Source organism: Chryseobacterium artocarpi, from assembly GCF_001684975.1.
In the GTDB taxonomy this organism is placed as follows: domain Bacteria; phylum Bacteroidota; class Bacteroidia; order Flavobacteriales; family Weeksellaceae; genus Chryseobacterium; species Chryseobacterium artocarpi.
This window is the reverse complement of record NZ_MAYH01000023.1, coordinates 228,348-247,919: the sequence shown is the minus strand read 5'-3', so window position 1 is coordinate 247,919 and position 19,572 is coordinate 228,348. Positions and strand designations below refer to the sequence as shown.

At 33.5% G+C, this 19,572-nt stretch carries 21 protein-coding genes; 9 read left to right on the top strand and 12 right to left on the bottom strand.

Going from position 1 to position 19,572, the window contains the following annotated elements; genetic code table 11:
- Positions 1 to 76 precede the first annotated feature (76 nt).
- The 3 genes from BBI01_RS09135 (at position 77) to BBI01_RS09125 (ending at position 3,415) form a co-directional block, all read left to right on the top strand.
- Positions 77 to 1,576 (top strand): BspA family leucine-rich repeat surface protein, encoded by a 1,500-nt coding sequence (locus BBI01_RS09135; RefSeq protein ID WP_065394371.1) that lies wholly within the window; start codon positions 77 to 79, stop codon positions 1,574 to 1,576.
- A 121-nt stretch (positions 1,577 to 1,697) separates the two neighbouring features.
- On the top strand, positions 1,698 to 2,483 hold the full coding sequence (locus BBI01_RS09130; RefSeq protein WP_065394370.1) for a hypothetical protein: 786 nt from the start codon (positions 1,698 to 1,700) through the stop codon (positions 2,481 to 2,483).
- Positions 2,484 to 2,626: 143 nt separating this feature from the next.
- Positions 2,627 to 3,415, top strand: coding sequence for a GLPGLI family protein (locus BBI01_RS09125; RefSeq protein ID WP_065394369.1), 789 nt, complete (start codon positions 2,627 to 2,629; stop codon positions 3,413 to 3,415).
- Between the two features lie 120 nt (positions 3,416 to 3,535).
- Here BBI01_RS09125 and BBI01_RS09120 read toward each other — a convergent pair whose 3' ends face one another.
- On the bottom strand, positions 3,536 to 4,129 hold the full coding sequence (locus tag BBI01_RS09120) for a hypothetical protein (RefSeq protein ID WP_065394368.1): 594 nt from the start codon (positions 4,127 to 4,129) through the stop codon (positions 3,536 to 3,538).
- 8 nt (positions 4,130 to 4,137) lie between these two features.
- Positions 4,138 to 4,677 carry a hypothetical protein gene (locus BBI01_RS09115; RefSeq protein WP_228393968.1) on the bottom strand — a complete coding sequence of 180 codons (540 nt, stop codon included), beginning with the start codon at positions 4,675 to 4,677 and terminating at the stop codon, positions 4,138 to 4,140.
- 173 nt (positions 4,678 to 4,850) lie between these two features.
- Here BBI01_RS09115 and BBI01_RS09110 point away from each other — a divergent pair, with 173 nt between their 5' ends.
- Complete coding sequence (locus BBI01_RS09110) at positions 4,851 to 5,246, top strand: VOC family protein (RefSeq protein WP_065394367.1); 396 nt, start codon at positions 4,851 to 4,853, stop codon at positions 5,244 to 5,246.
- Between the two features lie 178 nt (positions 5,247 to 5,424).
- Here BBI01_RS09110 and BBI01_RS09105 read toward each other — a convergent pair whose 3' ends face one another.
- Positions 5,425 to 6,207 (bottom strand): YdcF family protein, encoded by a 783-nt coding sequence (locus BBI01_RS09105; RefSeq protein ID WP_065394366.1) that lies wholly within the window; start codon positions 6,205 to 6,207, stop codon positions 5,425 to 5,427.
- 235 nt (positions 6,208 to 6,442) lie between these two features.
- On the opposite strand from BBI01_RS09105, the gene BBI01_RS09100 reads away from it, so the two are divergent.
- The 5 genes from BBI01_RS09100 to BBI01_RS09080 all read left to right on the top strand — a co-directional run bounded on the left by BBI01_RS09100 (position 6,443) and on the right by BBI01_RS09080 (position 9,038).
- Positions 6,443 to 6,772, top strand: a complete 330-nt coding sequence (locus BBI01_RS09100; protein WP_065394365.1) for an ArsR/SmtB family transcription factor — start codon at positions 6,443 to 6,445, stop codon at positions 6,770 to 6,772.
- A 94-nt stretch (positions 6,773 to 6,866) separates the two neighbouring features.
- Positions 6,867 to 7,358, top strand: a complete 492-nt coding sequence (locus tag BBI01_RS09095; RefSeq protein ID WP_065394364.1) for an SRPBCC family protein — start codon at positions 6,867 to 6,869, stop codon at positions 7,356 to 7,358.
- An 87-nt stretch (positions 7,359 to 7,445) separates the two neighbouring features.
- Entirely contained in the window at positions 7,446 to 8,024 is a 579-nt protein-coding gene (locus BBI01_RS09090; RefSeq protein WP_065394363.1) for a YdeI/OmpD-associated family protein, read from the top strand.
- Positions 8,025 to 8,042: 18 nt separating this feature from the next.
- Positions 8,043 to 8,444 carry a DoxX family protein gene (locus tag BBI01_RS09085; protein ID WP_065394362.1) on the top strand — a complete coding sequence of 134 codons (402 nt, stop codon included), beginning with the start codon at positions 8,043 to 8,045 and terminating at the stop codon, positions 8,442 to 8,444.
- A gap of 36 nt (positions 8,445 to 8,480) precedes the next feature.
- Entirely contained in the window at positions 8,481 to 9,038 is a 558-nt protein-coding gene (locus tag BBI01_RS09080) for a DUF4256 domain-containing protein (RefSeq protein ID WP_065394361.1), read from the top strand.
- Between the two features lie 409 nt (positions 9,039 to 9,447).
- Here BBI01_RS09080 and BBI01_RS09075 read toward each other — a convergent pair whose 3' ends face one another.
- The 9 genes from BBI01_RS09075 to BBI01_RS09030 all read right to left on the bottom strand — a co-directional run bounded on the left by BBI01_RS09075 (position 9,448) and on the right by BBI01_RS09030 (position 19,571).
- Positions 9,448 to 10,071: a hypothetical protein gene (locus BBI01_RS09075; protein WP_065394360.1), complete on the bottom strand. Its 624-nt coding sequence runs from the start codon at positions 10,069 to 10,071 to the stop codon at positions 9,448 to 9,450.
- A gap of 146 nt (positions 10,072 to 10,217) precedes the next feature.
- Entirely contained in the window at positions 10,218 to 10,898 is a 681-nt protein-coding gene (locus BBI01_RS09070; protein WP_065394359.1) for a MarR family winged helix-turn-helix transcriptional regulator, read from the bottom strand.
- Between the two features lie 64 nt (positions 10,899 to 10,962).
- Positions 10,963 to 11,991, bottom strand: coding sequence for a ferrochelatase (hemH, locus tag BBI01_RS09065; RefSeq protein ID WP_065394358.1), 1,029 nt, complete (start codon positions 11,989 to 11,991; stop codon positions 10,963 to 10,965).
- A 30-nt stretch (positions 11,992 to 12,021) separates the two neighbouring features.
- Positions 12,022 to 13,308 carry a cryptochrome/photolyase family protein gene (locus tag BBI01_RS09060; RefSeq protein WP_065394357.1) on the bottom strand — a complete coding sequence of 429 codons (1,287 nt, stop codon included), beginning with the start codon at positions 13,306 to 13,308 and terminating at the stop codon, positions 12,022 to 12,024.
- A 468-nt stretch (positions 13,309 to 13,776) separates the two neighbouring features.
- Positions 13,777 to 14,148 carry a response regulator gene (locus BBI01_RS09050; RefSeq protein ID WP_065394355.1) on the bottom strand — a complete coding sequence of 124 codons (372 nt, stop codon included), beginning with the start codon at positions 14,146 to 14,148 and terminating at the stop codon, positions 13,777 to 13,779.
- 30 nt (positions 14,149 to 14,178) lie between these two features.
- Entirely contained in the window at positions 14,179 to 14,748 is a 570-nt protein-coding gene (locus tag BBI01_RS09045) for a chemotaxis protein CheB (protein WP_065394354.1), read from the bottom strand.
- Between the two features lie 11 nt (positions 14,749 to 14,759).
- Positions 14,760 to 15,590 carry a CheR family methyltransferase gene (locus tag BBI01_RS09040; protein WP_065394353.1) on the bottom strand — a complete coding sequence of 277 codons (831 nt, stop codon included), beginning with the start codon at positions 15,588 to 15,590 and terminating at the stop codon, positions 14,760 to 14,762.
- Positions 15,591 to 15,953, bottom strand: a complete 363-nt coding sequence (locus tag BBI01_RS09035) for a response regulator (RefSeq protein WP_065394352.1) — start codon at positions 15,951 to 15,953, stop codon at positions 15,591 to 15,593.
- A gap of 15 nt (positions 15,954 to 15,968) precedes the next feature.
- Positions 15,969 to 19,571, bottom strand: a complete 3,603-nt coding sequence (locus BBI01_RS09030; RefSeq protein ID WP_065394351.1) for a response regulator — start codon at positions 19,569 to 19,571, stop codon at positions 15,969 to 15,971.
- Between the last annotated feature and the right edge of the window lies 1 nt (position 19,572).

Here is a 19,572-nt window from a genome sequence, read left to right as displayed (position 1 = left end):
GAGATAAGATACAGAACTCCGGGAAGTTACAACCTTATCAAACCAAATTTTAACCTTTAAATTATTATTTCAAATTATGCAGAAAAAACAACTAGTAACCATTTTCTTTTTTCTATTTTTTATTTCTTATGCGCAAAGTGAATTTATTACATTGTGGAAACCTAACATCAATGGAACTATTGATAATTCGATCTCTTTTGGCGGTACCGGCACAGATTATACCATTAGCTGGGAAGAAGTAGGATATCCTCAGCATAATGGAGTCCTAAGTTCGATCACTTCTAATAGCAATACTCCAACGATCATATCTTTTGGTCCGTCTTTGCATACAAATCCTATCCAGGCAGTTTACAAATTAAAAGTATCAAATGGGAGCGGACTATTTTATGGATTTAGAGCCAGTACAAATTATATTGATCCTAATGCCAATCCTGAACTCGTCGAGATCAGTCAATGGGGAGAAACCACTTGGCTTCAGCAATTCAATCAGGGATTTGCAGGCTGTCCAAACCTTAATGTAACCGCTACAGATGCGCCTAATCTGACACAAATAAACAATTTATCACAAATGTTTTATAATTGTTCATCTTTAATTGGCAATAATTCATTTTCTAATTGGAATACAAGTACAATTACTAATATGAATGGTATGTTTAACAGAGCAACATTATTTAATCAAAATATTGGAACCTGGAATACAGCGAAGGTAAAAGATTTTAGTGGGATGTTCTCTTTTGCATCAACTTTTAATCAAAATATTTCTGGATGGAATACAACTTCCGGAATCACATTCTCTGCTATGTTCAAAGATGCTGTGGCTTTCAACCAACCGTTGAATTCATGGAATACTGCCAATGTTACTAATTTTCGTTATACATTTTCTAATGCAACATCCTTTAATCAACCACTTAATAATTGGAATACCGGTAAATCAACATCTTTTGAATATATGTTTGAAAATGCAGTAGCATTCAATCAACCCATAGGAAATTGGAATGTGAGTAAAGTTATTAATAGCACTGGTTTTAATATGTTTAATGGTGCTTCGCATTTTGACCAAGATATTTCTACATGGAATATTCAGCTTCAAAATTTTGATGCAAACTTTATCTCTTTTGGATTTAAAGATTCGGGGTTGTCGTGTATCAATTATAATAAATTCCTGATTGCTCTCATCAATAATCCTACATGGGCAACGTCAACAATAACAGGAGGAAATATATATGCAACAGGACTCAATTATTCTACATCACAAGCTATTATGGCTAGAGCTCAATTGATTAACAAAGGTTTTACTATTATTGGAGACTCTTATAATGCGAGTTGCAATGGCAGTTTATCAACTGTAGAAACGTCAAAACAAATCAAGGCTCAGGCTTATCCAAATCCAACAACAGGCGTGATTAATATTGAGTCAACAGCTAGCGAAAATGTTTATTTATATGACATTACAGGTAAAATCATTAAAACAATATCTTTAAACAAAGGAAATAACCGTATTGACCTTTCTGAATATCCGTCTGGAAATTATATGTTAAAAAGTAATACAATTTTCACTAAAATTATTAAGAAATAGATTGATTTTTAAACTTTCAAGAAATTAAATCAAGTTTTATAAAATTGTAAAATTTATTTATATTCGTCAGTAAATAATGTTCCTGATTCTAATTTAGCTTCATTCAAAGTTATAAACCTCCATGAAAAAAATATTTATATTTCTAACAGTTGCTTTTGCACTACAATCCTGTAAAAACGAAAAACAAAAATCAACTGAAAGCAAAAATACAGAAAATCAAAAAACACAACCAAGCAAAACTTCTGTAAACCAATCATCTCAAAGTATTGAAGGAAAGAAAAATCCAAATGATTTTATCCCGGAAGGCTATGTAATTAATAAATATGGAGGAGGAATTTCAGCGGAAGGCTGGGATGAAATTAAGGGAGATCTGAATAAAGACGGACTTGAAGACGTAGTACTAATTATTAAAGGAACAGACAAAAATAAAATTATACAAGACGAAGATCGTGGTGCGTTAGATCGGAACCGAAGAGGGATTATTGTTCTTTTGAATAAAGGAAATTATTATGAACTGGCTTCCAAAAACTACAATTGCTTTTCCTCCGAAAATGAGGATGGCGGTGCCTATTTTGCCCCCGAATTAAATGTAAGTATTGAAAAAGGAAGCTTACACATCAATTATGGACACGGAAGATATGGAAACTGGGGATATACTTTTAGGTATCAAAATGGAGATATGGAACTTATTGGTTATGATTCTTATTCAAGCAATGGTCCAGTACCACAATATGAAGTGAGTATTAATTTTCTGACAAAGAAGAAGCTCACAAAAGATAATTTAAATAAAAATGATGATGGAGATAATTATGAAGTTAAGTACAAGGATACATGGGAAACAATCAAACTCAACAAACTTATGAAACTATCTGAAATAAAGGATTTTGATGAGCTTGAACTTAATTAATATTATAGGAAATCAATAATCTTTAATAGGAGAGTGTACTATATATTTTACATTAAGGGCATCTTAAATTCGAACAAGATTAAGGTGAATATTCAAAAAATCATCAAAATAAATTTTATATTAGTAACAAACAAACTTCTCAAATGAAATATATATTAATCTTGCTTGGAATTTCTTCATTTTGCTTCTCTCAAAAATTTAGTTTCATTTATGACACCAAATATAAATTGAACTCTGAAAAACCCGATGACATTAATTCGGGTACTATGATTCTAGACTATAAAAATAATAGTTCAATATTTAGAGAATCACAGGATAAGAAATCCGATTCGATAAAATTAAATAATGGAAACGGAATGTATAAAATGGGTGTTGAAAACCAATTTTATGTAAAGAAAGATTTGAGTCAAAACAAAATAGAAAAAATAATAACCTATTTAAAAACAGATTATCTTCTTCCAATAGATGAAAAGTTAAATTGGAAAATTACTTCTGAACAAAAAACAATTGGAAAATATAAATCTCAAAAAGCGGAAACAAATTACGGTGGGAGAAATTGGATTGCATGGTTTACAACTGAGCTACCTTTTAGTGATGGACCATACATTTTCAATGGTTTACCAGGCTTAATAATATCACTTCAAGACACAAACAATGATTATTCATTCAATTTAGTACAGATAAAAAAAGGAGGAGATCTATTTGATGTAAGACAAAAAACTATAAAAATTGATTGGAAAAAATATGAAACACTTGCTAAATCATATTTTAATGACCCATATGATATAAATTCAAAAATAGGGAAAACGATTACATTTACTGACCCGAATGGTAATAAAATGGATATTTCTGTAAAAAGTAAGGAAATGCAAAGTGATATTTTACAAGAGAATAATCCTATAGAATTAAATCATAAAATAGACTATAAATAATTAAATATGACTCTTTTAGTCATTGAGATCAAATGGGCTGTTATATTCAATTTAACATAATATAAATTATAGGAAAAATAATATTAAAACAGAATAGAGTATTAACCACTCCAAAATCCCTTATTTACCAAATTTCTCAGCCAAATATCCTACAACAGTTTCTCGGAACTCTTCTTTGGTCATAAACCGATCCAGAAACTCTTCAAAGCTTCCTTCATTTTCAAGCTCATCAAAATATACTTCATGATCTGTACTGTAAACCTTCGGATTAGATTGATCCGGATCATTTGTACAGATAAAAAAATGATCCGGATATCCGTAAGAATAAAATATACAAAGAAAATCCGGCTGAGAAATTCCTACAACTTCCTGTACGTAATTCTCATCAATCAGTCCATCAAATTCTTCTTGATCTTCTGAGTTTTCTTTAAATGGCGTAAAATTCCAGCTTCTTACAAAATACTGTCCATACGGCAGCTCATGATCTGAAAAATAATGCTCCAGAAGATTCTCATAAAATTTTTCCTGATTACTGTGATACAATTCTTTATTTTCCTCATAAAACTGATCAATTCCATAAACATCCCAATCTTTATCATATAAATGATGATTAAAAATGATACTCTGCCAGTTTTCAGTAAAGCTTTTCTCAGCATTTACAGCATCTGTGATTCCTCCTAAAGCATTGATTTTATGTATAATATTCTGATTCATAGTGTGAATTATTTATTTTTATGGATTAGTTTTCCATTCCATAAGGCATCCGTTATTTCTTCCGGACTGTATTCATAATAGTTACCATCTTTATCCTGATGAGCCTGGAACAGTTTAATATCATAACTTTTAAAATTGAGCTTCAAAAATTGAGGAAAATAATCACTGCCAAAGCATATATAGCTGTAAAACATACCTTTAAATGACTTATCATTCAAGTCCGGAGCTTCAAAAGTACTCATTCTTTTTACAATTTCTGCAAGTTCATCCTTTGTAATATCTTTTACTACTTTTGGATCAGGTAAACTGATATCGAAAGACAAATACTCTGCTCCATTTCCTTCCCACCATTCCCAAAGGTTGAATTGAGACATTTCTTTACCAGTCATTTCATATAATTTATTTTCAAGCCTTTGATATTCTTTAGAATCTTCATCTCCATGCTCATCACAAAAATCGGTATATTCCAAAATAAGCCTTAAAACCTCAGGATATCTTTGCTCTGCCAAATCAAAATTAGGCTCTATCTCTTCTCTTAATGTCATCATTATTAATACATTTAACTAATATATTATGTTAAATTTATTTTCGGAAAATAATTTTGATTCAGTTTCAGACCAACTACTCTCCTACTAATTGTCTAAAAATACAAAATCTTGCCACATGACAAGCTTCAATTCATTGAAAGGGACTAACTTTATTCAACCAAAAATATAAAAATATGAAACCTAAAATGATTTGGGCAAACCTAGCCGTTTCTGATCTGGAACGTACACAGAAGTTTTATACAGAACTTGGATTTAAGCCTAACAACCCACACTCTTCTAATGAATTAGTAAGCTTCTTTTTCGGAGAAAATGATTTTGTAATCCACTTTTTTCTTAAAAATATACTGGAAACTAATGTGAAAAATGTAGAATTCGGAGATGCACAAAAAAATAACGAAATAATATTCACCCTTTATGCAGAAAGTAAAAATCAAACGGATGAATGGGCTGAAGAAATTGGAAAAGCCGGCGGAACACTTATTTCAAGACCAGAAAGTTTTGGAACTAATTATTATGGTTTTGTCTTTGCAGACCCTGATGGTCATAAATTTAATGTTTTTCATATGTAAAACAACGCTGAATATTTAAAATACTGTTTTACTCATAAATCTATCTTATTTTCAACAAGATAGCATAGGTTGAGGATTGAAAAACACTCGATTTTTGAGCTTCTTATGCTTGATGTATATTTTTAAAGAAAATTAAAGAAATTAGTCTTCTGTTTTGTTAATAACAGATGGAAAGCTCCTATTTATTAATTCCCAAACTATTATATAATTGTACCTGCCAGATTCCAACGACTTCTTTAAGCATAACAAACGTAAACGCAGCATTATAACTATTTGGAAATACAGTGATCTCGGTATCAATAAAATCTGATGCTTTCGGAATAGGTTTTAATCCAAATGTCTGAAACAACGCAACAGATCTCTTCATATGAAAACCTGAAGTCACCAGATATAGACTGGAAGTACCCATTTTTTTCAATATCTCGGTGGAAAATTTTGCATTCTGATAGGTATTCATACTTTGATCTTCTTTAATAATATCAGAATCCGGTACGCCCATCTTTTTAAAATCCTCACGGAATAATTCTGCTTCACTGATGTGTCCTCTTCCTTTCCCGGAAATCAATATTTTACAAGACTTATTATTTTTCCTATAATCATGATACAATTGGTAGGCTTCCACGATTCTGGAATAAGACATCGTGTGTAATTTTTCTGTATTATCGATATTTACAATACCGCCACCCAGTACTACAATAATAGGATTCTGATCAGTTGAATACTTTATTTCAGGACTATTGATATAATTTTTCTGTAGATATCCGGAGATCAATTTACCCAGAAATCCGTTTCCTATAAGGATAATCACTAAAACTACCGATGTGAAAATTCCTATTCTCAGATTTTTACCTTTATTTTTTCTTTTCAGCAGAGCAATAATAATTACCGCAAGAAATAGTAAAAAATAAGGTTCTGTAAAAAGCTGTAAAACACGAAATAAGAGATCTAGTAAAAATTTCATCTATGATAGTTATTGATTAATGCAAAGAAAACATTGGATTTACAAAGATAAGGTAATTTCATGACTACTCTTTTTCGTATTTATTAAGATAACTTTCAAGCTTTATACGAATTTATCCCGCAGATCACACAGATTCCGCAGATTTTTCTCTTTTAGTATAATTATTAAAAATATTTCTCAAAAAATTTGCGTAGCTAAATAACTACATATATATTTGTAGTCAAATAACTACACAATGAATTTAAGAAGAGATGTTTTTCAGGCAATCGCAGACCCTACCAGAAGATCTATACTGATGTTGGTAGCAGCACAATCCATGACTGCAGGAGCCATTGCTTCCAATTTCGATACCGCAAGACCTACCGTTTCCAAGCATCTTCAGATCCTTACAGAATGCGAACTGTTGAGATCTGAACAAAACGGACGTGAAATTATTTACCACCTTAATCCCAATAAAATGAAAGAAATAGCCAATTTTATAGAGCCGTTCCGCCAAATGTGGGATGAGAAATTCAATAAACTTGAAGAAGTGATGAAAGCGTACCAGAACTTGAAAAAAGAGTAATAAGAGATAAAAGATGATAGATAATAGACTTTAAATAATAGCGATTGCCACACACTCTCATACACCCAAACACCAAAACCCTCAAACTCAAAATATGGAACTTAAAACAAAAATTCAAGCAGAAGATGGAAAACAGGAAATCTTCATCATCAGAGAATTTGATCTTCCTGTAGAATTGCTCTTCAAAGCCTATACAGAAGCAGAACTTTTCGAACAATGGATGGGCACCAAAGTGACTAAGTTTGAAAACAAACAACACGGAAGCTATCGTTTCGAGACTTCCAATCCTCAGGGAGAAGTGATGTTCAGTGCCAATGGAACCATTCACGATATTGTTCATAATGAAAGAATTATAAGGACTTTCCAAATGGAAAACACTCCTTTTCCGGTACAGATCGAGTTTTTAGAATTTGAAAAGCTAACGGATACTACCAGCAAAATCACCATTCAAACCATTTACAAATCTGTAGATTTCAGAGATCAGCACCTGAAAATGCCATTCGCTCAGGGAATTAATATGGCGCATAATCGTTTACAGGAAATGTTTAATGGAGTACGTGTTTCGGGTTTAGATAGTAAATCTTAAAATTTTTATTGCTTAACCATCTTATGCTTTGTATCACAAAACTCAATAACCCGCATCTCGTATCCCGAACCCCTAAAACCAACACACATGAATCCAAAAGTTAATTTTTTCTTCGAGAATACCACACAATGGAAAGAAGAATTTGAAAAATTAAGAATAATTGCCTTAAGTACTGAACTTGTAGAAGATTTAAAATGGGGATGCCCCTGCTATACTTTTGAAGGAAAGAATATATTCTTAATTCACGGATTTAAAGAATATTGTGCCCTTTTGTTTTTTAAAGGAGCATTAATGAAAGATCCGGATCATATTTTAATCCAGCAAAGTAAAAATGTGCAGGCGGCAAGACAGGTTCGCTTTACGGATGTACAACAGATTATTGACTTAGAAAAAGAGCTTAAAGCTTATATGTTTGAAGCAGTAGAAATTGAAGAATCAGGTGTAAAAGTGAAAATGAAGAAAACCAAAGATTTCGAAATATCAGAAGAATTTCAACAAAAATTAAACGAAAATTTTGAACTGAAAAAAGCCTTCGAAAGCTTAACTCAAGGGAGACAACGCGCTTACCTACTCTATTTTTCTTCCGCAAAACAATCTAAAACCAGAGAATCAAGAATTGAAAAATGCATTCCTCAAATTCTTGATGGAAAAGGACTTAATGACTAATCACAAAACTTAATCAATATGGAAACTTCAAATCAATCTGAAAAAAGAAAAAGAATCATTTATTGGATCTTTACACTTTGGATGTCATTAGGCATGGTTTCTACAGCCATCGTTCAACTAATGAAAAATAAAGATGAACTTACCAACTTTACCAACCTTGGATATCCGGCATATCTTATGTTCATCATTGGAGTATGGAAAATTCTTGGCGTAATTGCTATACTGATGCCAAAACGTTTATTATTGAAAGAATGGGCGTATGCAGGATTTTTCTTCGTGATGTCCGGCGCAGTTATTTCTCATCTAATTGTAGGTGATACTGCCGGAAGAACCTTACCTGCGGTGCTATTATTTGTTCTTGTTATAATCTCCTGGTACTTTAGACCTGCCAACAGAAAAATAATTATCAATCCTCAATAATTTTATACTTTTAATCAACCGCTTCAAAAATTTGATATGAAAAAGAAACAATTAACATCTGAACAAACCAAGAACCTCCTGGAAGTACTTAAAGCTCGTTTTGAAAAAAATATGAATCGTCATAAAGACCTAAAATGGGAAAAAATTCAAACAAAATTGCAAGAAAATCCTGAAAAGTTGTGGTCTTTAAACGAAATGGAAGAATCGGAAGGCGAACCCGACGTAGTAGATTATGATAAAAAGACAGACAAATATTTCTTCTTTGACTGCTCTGCTGAAAGTCCAAAACGCCGCAGCTTATGCTATGATTACCCTGCATGGGAATCCCGAAAGACCAATAAACCGGAAAGTAATGCAGTGGATAAAGCCAATGAAATGGGCATTGAACTTTTAACAGAAGAACAATATCGCCATCTTCAACAGCTCGGCAAGTTTGATCAAAAAACGTCCAGTTGGGTACAAACACCTGCTTCCATACGAGAACTTGGTGGAGCTATTTTCTGTGACAGACGTTACAATACTGTATTTCTATATCATAATGGCGCAGATTCTTATTATGCTGCGAGAGGATTCCGTGGGAGTTTGAATGTTTGAGAGTGTTAAAAATGAAAAACTTTTGTATTTTTTATGATTAATCCTACTTTATAGAAACGTTATTGAATAAAGGTTTACAAGGTTTTGTAAAAATCAAGGTAATGATTTAGTAATGGTGTACATTTCACTTGATTTCAAAGAACTGTCATCATAACTCTTTAGTATAAAAAAAAATTTATAGCATTGTTGATAATAGTTTTTAATAATTTAAAAATACTTTGAGCTATTCTATCTCTAACCAGATCATTTTTTTAAAAAAGATGTGGTATCGTAAGGTTCTCCCTTCCCGCAATTAAAAAATTTAAGCAGACACTTTTAAAGGTGTCTGCTTAAAAAATATTTTAAAGTCAATTTGTTATTATTATCTGACTAAATAAATTATTTCTCGTCTAAAAACTATACGTTATCATTAGGGAGAAACTCGGCGGTAAATATTCCTGCCAAAAGCTTTGATCTCGTTATTTCCACTCCGTTGAAATGTTAAAATACCAACACCAAGGTCACAGTAAAGGATATGATTGAATGCATTATACGTCATTTTCTTGGTATATTGATTGGTAACATAATAGTAAGTACCACCTTCTTTTTTAATTTGATGGCTACCTTCCATATCAACTCGTTGCCAATGCCCTATAAAAAAATCAGGATTACAATATTGGTTGACTTTTTTCATTTGTTTTGTCGCTTCGTTCCTACTGATCTTGACCCAGTTTAAAGCATATTGCTCCGTATGCAGAGTCATTTTGTATGGATCTTCTGACAGTTGTATTAAGATTGGAATATTGTCGGGTCCAATACGGAGCTTTGAACTTATAGTAGCCCTTGCTTTATCCAATTCTGCAGGAAATTCAACATCTTGATTTTTAACATATAATACAGAACCCACTTCCTTTATTTCAATTACTTCAGAATATTGGTCTCCCACCATGATCCAATACCCTAGAAATTTTCTATCGTTTGCTTTTACACAGGAAAAAAATAAACATAGAATCAGCTGGGCATAAAAAATCTTTGATCTAATTGTTTTTTTCATATTATTCAAGTATTAAATAGAATATTTTAAATAAAATCCATCCGTCCTATTATAAACATAATATCATAGATATATGCTGGTTTCCAATCTAATCGGTGTTTCCTAATTAAGCTAAAAGCCTGTTTATTCATTAGAACTTTAATATTCTACGAAATTTTAAAAGTATACTCATCATACACAGTACTAATAAGTTGTTCTGAATTAATGTTGCGTGAAAAAATAGGATAATGAAAACGATCCAGCTTATTAAGGATACGTATAAGGTCCATTTTTTCTGTGTGAGTAAGATTTCCTGCAACAATATTAGTAGCCTGTCGAATCTTTTCCATTTGGTTTTCCAGGATCTGCTGTCCTCTTTCAGTAATACGGACCAGCTTGCTTCTTTTATCAAGGTCAGAATCTGTTTGTTCAATAAGTCCCTGACGCAAAAGTCTGGTGATAATGAGCATTCCTACAGGCTTATCATGAATATTTTTTTTGATAAGAGCCATCTTCGTCATTTCACCAAACGCTTTTAAATTAATGAGATAAATAAAGTCTTCCTGAGTAGAAAATTCAGAATCCAGAATGGCAGATTTTGAATAAGTCTTAGCATATCGGTTTAGATGAACAAGCAATGTACTTATAGCACTTTCAGGTGTTCTTCCATTCTCCTTCCCTTCCCAATAAGGCTCCTCAGAATGACTTTTTCGGGTTGAATTTTCATTATCAGAAATCCAAGCTTTAAAGCCTTCAACTGTTCCCGGATACAACTCAGGATAAGCAAGGGTTTCATTTTCGAACTTCTGCAACAAGTCTATATAATCTTTAATAAGTGTATAATTCATATCCGTTAAATAGTTTACAAAAATACCTAATTTTCTAAAGAATATTGTAATAATATACTCAAAACTAGAGGAAATAAAATTGTTCAAGCTGCTCTTCGCACAGGGTTCGGATCACTTCAATCCAGCGATCATCATCATTCAGGCAAGGGATGTAATTGAAATCTTTACCCCCAGCATCCAAAAACTGCGCTTGTCCTTCAACCGAAATTTCCTCAAGAGTTTCCAGGCAGTCTGAAACAAACGCCGGGCAGACCACTGCTATTTTTTTAATGCCCTTTCCTGGAATAGTTTCTAACGTATGGTCTGTATAGGGCTCTATCCATTTGTCTTTTCCCAATCTGGATTGAAAAGAAACAATAACCTTATCTTTTGATAATCCTAATTTTCTGATGACCTGCTCAGTGGTACTAAAACACTGGTGGCGATAGCAAAATGCATGGCTTGGATGATGATCTTTATAGCAGCAATCATTCATATTACATGTTTTTGTAGGGTCTGTTTTATAAATATGTCGCTCGGGAACACCATGATAAGAAAATAATAAGGCATCAAAATTTTCGGGAAGTTTCTCCCTTATACTTTCCGCCAGACAATCTATATAAAAATCTCGGTTATAAAAAGGCTGTACATAGTTTATTCTTACATCTGGGAATTTCTGCTTTCTAATTTCTTCTGCTTTTTCAATCACTGTTTCAGTGGTACTCATTGCATAATGTGGATAAAGAGGAAAAAGTACAATTTGTTTGACACCTTTTTCAACAAGATTACTGATACCCATTTCAATACTTGGTTCTGCATATCTCATGCCTATTTCAACAGGGATATCCACCAGATTCTGCAATTTTTGCTGTACCTTTTTTGTGATGACAATAAGTGGAGAGCCTTCTTCTGTCCATACGGTTTTATAAGCTTCTGCAGATTTAGCAGGTCTAGTTTTAAGTATTATTCCCTGAACAAGAAGCGCCCGGAAAATCCAACGATAATCAATTACTTTTTCATCCATCAGAAATTCATCCAGATATTCCTTTACATCTTTTACAGCAGTTGACCTCGGTGATCCAAGATTGATTAATAAAATTCCTTTTTTAGTCAATGTTATTTATTTTATAAATGAATGGTTATACTAATATTCTGCGAGTGCTTCCTTATAGATCTTTAATGCTCTCTCCCTTGCCTTTGAATGTTCTACAATAGGTTCTACATTGTAATCTTCGGGAAGCCATTTTCTAATGTAATAATGATCCTTATCAAACTTTTTTGTCTGTTCGTAAGGATTGAAAATCCTGAAATATGGTGCTGCATCACAACCACAACCTGCCGCCCACTGCCAGTTTCCGTTATTGGAAGCAAGGTCATAGTCTAATAATTTTTCAGCAAAATAGGCTTCACCCCATCGCCAGTCAATAAGCAGATGTTTAGTAAGAAAACTGGCTGTGATCATTCTTACTCTATTGTGCATAAAGCCTGTTTCATTAAGTTGTCTCATTCCAGCATCTACAATGGGATATCCTGTTCTTCCCTCACACCATGCCTTAAATTCCTTTTCGTTATTTCTCCAGTCAATATTCTCATATTTTGTTTTAAAACAATGATGAACAACACTTGGAAAATGATAAAGAATCTGCATAAAAAATTCTCTCCAGATAAGTTCATTAAGCCAGGTATCATTATGTTTAACAGCATATTGAACACATTTTCGAATGGAAATGGTTCCAAAGCGCAATGCTGCACCAAGATGGGTGGTATGATCCATTGCTGGGAAATCGCGGTAATCTCCGTAAGAATCTATTATATCGCTATTGAGTTCAGGCTTCACGAATTCAAAATTCGACTTTTTAAATCCAATTTCTTTTAACGAAATGATATCCGAAGAACCATTATAATCAGCAAACTGATCCCGGTTTGTGACAAGCGTTTTTATATTTTTCAGATTTTCTTTCCATTTCTTAGAGTATGGGGTAAAAACAGTATATGGAGAAAGATCATTTTTCAGAATATTTTCTTTTTCAAATATGACCTGATCTTTAAAATCCTTCATCTTGATATGATGATTCCGAAGAAGCTCAGCTATATACAAATCCCTTTTTATAGCCTGCGGTTCATAATCTCTATTACAAAAAACACTATCTACGTTAAAATCCTTAATTATTTTTTGAAAGGCTTCCATTGGAGTCCCATAATAAACATAAAGTCCGCTATCATACCTCTTAAGTTCTTTATGAATGTATTGTAACGCCTGATGGATATAGTCAACCCTTCTGTCATTTTTATTCTGAAGACTGTTTAAAATATCAGTATCGAAAATAAAGACAGGAACAACCTTTAACCCTGTATTAAGTGCATGATAAAGCCCTGTATTGTCTTCCAGCCTGAGATCTCTCCGGAACCAAAAAATATTCACTTTATTCATAATTTAATTCTTAAAAAAATTCTCCCTATATTATAATACAAATATACCAATAATAATAAAACAAAGAACATTAATAAACTTTATAAGTGTACGGCATAAAGTTTGAAAGATTTTAAAGAGTATAAAATAAGTGTTATGGACTCGTTGGAAACCGAACAATTAGATATATTGAAAGATCAAAAGCTCATCACTGAATTCTTCAACTTAGTTATAAAGAAAGATTTGAATATCGAAATAAATGTTAGCGATGAATATGTTGCTGCCCATAATATTGTATCACAAAAATTAATCCTCGTCAAGACTTTTTCAAGCATTATTTTGGAAAACCCTGATCTTTATTTACTATTATCTTCTTTAATTCAAGGAGTTAACATGCGCACATTAACGAAGACACAGATTATAAATTTCCTTTATGAAAAGTAAAAAATCTCTCATAATCTGAGAGATTTTATCGCTATCTGACTGATGTCAGACCTGTTCTTTTATATGTTTTTCTACCATTCTTTCAAGATCATCTAAATTAAATGGTTTCGAAACATAGTCATCTGCCCGTGCTTCTGATGCTAAGGCAACGATATCATTATTAGCCGTGACATAAATTACCGGAATATGTTTAAATTCTTCCGTGCTCTTAAGAAGTTTTGTAGCTTCTACACCTCCTATTTTCGGGATCCAGTTATCCATGAGAATAACATCGGGCTGATAATCTGCTACTTTCTCAATAATATCATGTGATGTTTCTGAGATTTTAACTTCATATCCATTTTCTTCAAATATGATGGTAATAACTTCTAATATCGCCGTATCATCATCAAATATTAAAATTTTCTTTTTACTCATATTGTTTATGATTATTTATATTCTTAAATATTATAATTGTTTTATATAATTCGCTAAAGTATCAGGTCTAATAATCAGATCATAATCAATTTCTTCCATAGCATGCCTGGGCATGTATTCCACTTCTGCGGATTCAGGATCCTGAATCCATACTTTTCCATTATGTTTTTTGATATAATTTAACCCTTCTACTCCATCAGCATTAGCTCCCGACAGCAGAACACCAATTACATCTTCACCGTAAATCTCTGCTGCAGACCTGAATGTCACATCTATGGAAGGACGCGAATAATTCATTTTCTCAGAACTGTCTAAAGACATAATTTTATTATTCTCAAACAATAAGTGATAATCGGCAGGAACAATATATATCGTATTGTCTTCAAGCTGTGTTTTATCCTCAACCTCTACAACAGATATTCTGGTAAACTGTTGCAGTAACGTCCTAAGAATATCTCCGGACTGTGCTTTGCGATGGATGACCAGCAAAATGGGAATATGAATATTATCATCCAGGTTTTTAATCATTTCAATAATTACCTGAAGGCTTCCCGCTGATCCTCCAATCAAAATTAATCTCGTACTGATTGGTGATTTCATAGTATAAGATATTAGTGATGGTCAATTTTTTTCCAGATTTTCTGATCTTCAATCTGATGATAATGTTTGTCAATAGCAGAAAATCGTAGTGTTTCTTTTGCACCTAATGCAAGAAAACCTAAATTCTCTAAGCTGTTATCAAAAAGTTTGAATACTCTTTCCTGAAGTTCCCTGTCAAAGTAAATAAGTACATTTCTACAGACAATCAGTTGAAAGCTATTAAAGGAACTATCCGATACAAGATTGTGCGTTGATAAAATCAGTTTTTCCTGTAAACTTTTATCAAATCTTACGCTGTCATAATTGGCAGTATAATAATCAGAAAAATCTCTGATCCCACCAGAAAGCATATAATTTTCCGAATAAACTTTCATCTGCTGTAGAGGAAAAACACCTGCTCTTGCAGTTTCAAGAACCGCGGGGTTTAGGTCAGTCCCATAAATCAGAGACTTACTGTAAAGACCGGCTTCTTTCAGTAGAATTGCTATAGAATAAGCTTCTTCACCTGTTGAGCAGCCTGCGATCCAGATCCTGATCAGGGGATAAGTACCTAACTGAGGGAGTATTTTCTCCCTTAATATTTTAAAAAAAGAGGGGTCTCTGAACATTTCGGTAACATTCACTGTCACTTCTTCTACAAAGCGTTTCAGATATTCAGCATCCTTGATAATGGTATATCTGAGCTCTGCAAAACTTGTAAATCTGTCTAAAAGACATATTCGATTTACTCTTCTTTTAAAAGAAGCCCTGCTATAACCAGAAAAGTCATAACCATACAAATCATAAACATCCCGGATAAGATATTCTATTTCTTCATCTTTTATGATACTTGGTTCCAGCATCTATGAAATTTTTTCTATTGCTACTATTAAAAGATCAACATCAATTGGTTTTGATACGTAATCATCGGCTCCTGCTTCCAGGCATTTCTGGCGATCTTCAGGCATTGCCTGCGCAGTTACTGCAATTACAGGAACATGTTTGATTTCAGGAGTATTTCTTATCATTTTTACAGCCTCGTAACCATCTATTCCGGGCATCATCATGTCCATCAGAACAATATAAGAGGAACCCGATTTCAGGATTTCTAAAGCATCCTGAGCCATAGTACAGGATTCAACCGCATATCCCCTTGCTTTAAGGGTTAATTTCAATGCAAATATATTGCGTGGGTCATCATCCACAATTAAGATTTTCTTATCCATCAGAATTTTATCTGTTTAACTTTCATACAACCAAACGCGAAGGAGCGATAGTAACTGATCAATATCTACCGGTTTTGAGATATAGTCAGAAGCTCCTGCGGTAATACATTTTTCACGCTCTCCAATCATCGATTTGGCAGTAATCGCTATAATAGGCAGCTTTTTAAATGCCGGCATTTTTCTTATCACCTTAATGGTTTCATAACCATCCATTTCCGGCATCATCATATCCATCAGGATAACGTCTATATCAGGATTATTATCAAGTTGTTCAAGAGCATGTTTACCATCCATAGCCACAATGACTTCAACTTTATATTTTTCCAGTGCTTTGGTTAAAGAAAAAATATTGCGAACATCATCATCAGTAATCAATATTTTCTTGCCACTCAGAACCTCCGTTAAAGATCCCAACATTCTACCTCTGTTATTTTCCGCAGACTCATTTTTTTCTTCTACCAGATGTAAAAATAGACCAACTTCATCTAAAACTCTCTGATAGGAATGGGCTGTTTTTACCACAATAGAATCTGCGTACTGTTTTATTTTAAGTTCTTCTTCTTTTGATAAATGGTGTTCAGTAAAAATAATGATAGGAAGATTTTCAAGTCCCTCATAGCTTTTGATAGATTCAATAATATGGTAATCATTATCTTTTGCAGCTCCAACATCGAGGATTACACAATCAACAAGATTTGAAGTAAGTGCTTTTACACTATCTTCTACATTATCTTCTACTGATAAGGAAATATTAAAATTACTTAGAAAATAAGATAATGCATTGGCATGCTTGGCGTTTTCCTCAACAATCAAAACCTTTTGAGGTCCTTTTTGTAGTGCTTCTTCAATTTTCATGAATACATCAGTCATTTTATCAAGAGCTATCGGTTTATTAATAAAATCAACAGCACCTTTCATAAGGCTTTCTTTTTTTACATGAAGGGCAGACATCATATGTACAGGAATATGTTTCACCTCAGAGTTCGACTTCAGTTCATCCATCACTTCCCATCCATCTTTTACAGGAAGTTGAACATCCAGTAAGATTGCATGAGGATGATACTGCTGAGCAGCAGAAAGAGCGTAATCACCTCTTACTACCACAATTCCTTTATAATCTTGTAAATGAGCGTATTTCAGTAATGCTTTTGCAAAATTAGTATCATCTTCAATAATAAGGATTATTTTATCACCTTGCTGGATATTATCCCTATCGTCCTCCACATCATCAGGTATTTTTAAGGTATTGACCTGACCAACTTCCCCTTCATCAAGAATACTTTGAATTTCTTCAACATCTTCACGAATAATCTCGACCAGATCCTGTTCAGTTTCAGAATGAGTAATTTCAGTGACGGGATATACAGGAATAGTAAAACTGAATTCACTGCCTTTATTGATTTCACTTTTCAGTGCTAATTCTCCTCCTAAAAGTTTTGCAATTTCACGGCTTATTGAAAGTCCCAGACCGGTACCTCCAAATTTTCTTTTTGTAGATCCATCAGCCTGCTGGAATGCTTCAAAAATAATTTTCTGTTTATCTGTCGCGATTCCTATGCCGGTATCTTTTACCGAGAACACAATAAATTTAGGCTTTTGAGAGTGTTTTTTGATATGCAAATCAATGCTTCCTTCTGTTGTGAATTTTAAAGCATTAGACAACAGGTTTCTTAGGACCTGGTCAACTTTGAAACGATCAGTTTCTATCAGTTTCTGTACGTCTGAATCAATCTGAATATTGAACGGAAGTGCTTTCTCTTGAAATACAGGACTGAAAAGACTTTTCAGATCTTTAACAACGTCTTCAATTACCACTTCCTGGTATTCCAGTGTCATTTTACCGGATTCTATTTTTGCCAGGTCAAGAATTTCATCTATTAAGGTCAATAAACTTGTTCCTGAACTTTGAATGACTCTTGCAGACTCCACCTGGTCTTCATTAAGGTTTTTATCCGGATTTTCTGCCATTAGCCTTGATAAAAGAAGAATTGAATTAAGGGGAGTTCTCAATTCGTGGGACATATTGGCTAAGAATTCAGACTTATATTTTGTGCTGAGTGCCAGCTCCTCTACCTTTTTCTGAATTTCATTATTTCGTTCTGCAATTAAATGATTTTTTTCTTCCAGTAATCGTGATCGCTCTTCCAACTCAGCATTTGCCTGCATTAATTCTTCCTGCTGTACTTTTAACTCTTCTTCTGATGCCTGAAGTTTTTGTGTCTGGGCTTCCAATTCAGTATTGAGATTTTCAAGCTCTGAGTGCTGTACCTGTAATTCTTCAGACTGAGCCTGAGTCTCTTCCAGAAGCTGCTGCTCTTTTTCTCTTCCCTTGGCAGCATTCAGTGCTATTCCTATATTCACACAACACTCCTCAAAATAGCTGATTCTGTCTTCATCAAAATTGGAGGTAGATCCCATTTCAAGAACTCCTATTGCATGCCCATCTGCAAAAATAGGTATCAGAATTATTCCGTAGATCTTAATAGTGCTACTGGCAAAAGTTACGACAAAATCGTCTTCATGAAGATTGTTATATACCTGTGTTTTAGCGTTCAGAAAAGCCTGTCCTACCATTCCTTCACCCGGATCAAAAGTTTTCTTCATGTTGGTTTCTAGTCCAAATGCTTTATTAAGCTTTAGCATACCCTCATCAAAAAGATATAATGAACCGTTGATACAATTTCCATATTCAATCAACTGATGTAAAGCCTTACCAGAAACTTCCTGTACTGATTTATTTCCAACCAGGGATTCATTCAGTAAAGCAAGACCTTTCTGACGCCAGTCGCTCTTATTAATCTTATCAAAAGATATTTTAAGGGATTCAGTCATGTGATTCAGAGATTCTACAAGGTCCCCAAGATCATCTTCCGAATTATCCACTGCTTTCTCACTGTAATCACCATTGGCTACTCTGTTCGCAATTTTTTGAATGGCACTTACACGACGCGTCATTTCCTGATCTTTATCTCTCAGCATCTTCTCAAGCTCATCTCTTCTGATGAGATCCGCGCGCATTTTAAAATAGAAAAATGCAGTTACAACTACTGCCGCCAGTGCAGAAAAAACAATAAAAATCACTGTTGTTTCTGATGAACGTGTTAAATCTTTATTTTTAATTTCAACCTGATTCTCCTCATATTGTACAAAATCTTTTACAATTTTGCGACATTCATCCATATAGGCTTTACCTCTAGTAATCTGCTGCTGAGTCATCACATTCCCTCTTCGTCTGTTCTCTACCAGATTTTTCAGATTATCCATCACCTGACTGACTGCGAGTTTTAATCCGGTCAGTCTTTCCTGCTGGTTTTTATCCTGTAATCCCAATGATTCTGCCAACACCAAAGCTTTAGAATATTCTCTTACACCGCGCTTATAAGGCTCCAGAAAATCTTCTCTTCCGGTAAGCTGATACCCTCTGTTTCCTGTTTCTGCATCCAACAGCGCCACCAGCACATCTTTCACGGCTGTCACTGAACGTCTGCTTTTGGAAAGACTTTCACGGTGGTTCATCTGATTCTGGATACTCCAGTATGAAGCTACTGAACTTGTTATTAAAATCAGAAGAGAAAGACCTATCCCAACCTGAAGATTTCGTATAATTTTTTTAGGCATG